Source organism: Luteimonas sp. TWI382, assembly GCF_039674545.1.
Lineage (GTDB): Bacteria > Pseudomonadota > Gammaproteobacteria > Xanthomonadales > Xanthomonadaceae > Luteimonas.
Map to the genome: position 1 here is coordinate 1 of NZ_JBDJNS010000051.1, position 1,245 is coordinate 1,245.

A 1,245-nucleotide genomic window follows, 5' to 3' on the forward strand; every position below is an offset into this window, starting at 1 on the left:
GCCAGGTCGGGTTCGGGCAGGCCAAGAAGGTCAGGACTGGGCATCGGGGACGCAGGCATGGCGGTAGTCGTCGAGGGCGATGGCGATGTGGGCCATCACGAGGGCGGCGGGATCGAGCGGGGTGCGGTCGGCGCGCAGGGCGCGCAGCGCCTGTGGCAGGTACTGGCCGACCAGCGGCATCGGCGGCGGGCTCTGGCGCAGGTTGGCGAACAGCTGCTGGCAGGCCGCCTCGATCGCAGGATCCGGCCAGTAGTAGCGGATGCGGTCGCTCAAGCTGTATTGCAGGTCGATGGTCAGCGCCTCGCCCTGGGCGGGGTAGTAGCGCTGCCAGTGGCCGGGCTGGGCGCGCATGCGTGCCAGCGCGGTCTCGCGCAGCTGCGCACGCTGCTCCGGCGCGATCCACTCGCGCTCGATCGCATCCAGCGCCCACAACGCCTCGCGCAGCGCGAAGGTCAGGCCGGGGCCGACCTTGAGGATCGCGAAGTGGTCGCGCACCAGCGCGGCCAGTGCCTCGGGGGTCTGGTAGTCGGTCGAATGCGCCTCGAACACCAGGCCCGGGACCTGTTCGATCGCGGCGCTGAGGGCGTGCGCGGCAGCCGGCACGTAGTCGATGACCTGGTGGTGGTCGAACTCCACGCCTGGTTGCACCACCGAGGCGATCACCCGCGTCCACGCGGCTTGCAGGCCGGCGGCTGCAAACGCGTCCCGGTGGGCCTCGATCGTCGCCAGCGCGGCCTCGGGCGCGGTGACCGCCAGGCCGTCGATGGCCTCGGTCGCGCCACCGGGCACCGGCACCTCGGTGCCGATCACGTAGACCGGCGGCTCGCCACCGGCCCGGGCATGGGCGGCCTCGGCCGCGCGGCACAGCCGCACCGCGCGCGCGACGATCGTCGCCTCGGGGAGCGGCACCGGATCGCCCGCGCAGGCCATCGAGCAGTCGAGATGGAGCTTGCGGAAGCCCGCGGCAACGTAGGCGGCGACCATCGTCTCGGCCTTGGCCATCGCCGCCTCGGCCTTGAGCGCGGTCCAGGGATTGGGACCCAGGTGATCGCCGCCGAGCGCGATGCGCGCCGGATCGAAGCCGACTTGCCGGGCGATGTCGCCGACGAAGGCGACGAAGTCGGCCGGGGTCATGCCGGTGTAGCCGCCGTCCTGGTTGACCTGGTTGCAGGTCGCCTCGATGAGCACCAGCGGCAGGGCGTGGCGCTGGGCATGGCGCAGCGCGGCCTCCAGCACCAAGGGGTG

1 protein-coding gene is annotated in these 1,245 nt (G+C 72.7%); it reads right to left on the reverse strand.

What is annotated here, in order from left to right; genetic code table 11:
- Positions 1-30 precede the first annotated feature (30 nt).
- Positions 31-1,245: D-tagatose-bisphosphate aldolase, class II, non-catalytic subunit (locus tag ABE505_RS17040; RefSeq protein WP_346458293.1), on the reverse strand; the 1,215-nt coding region annotated here is incomplete at its 5' end.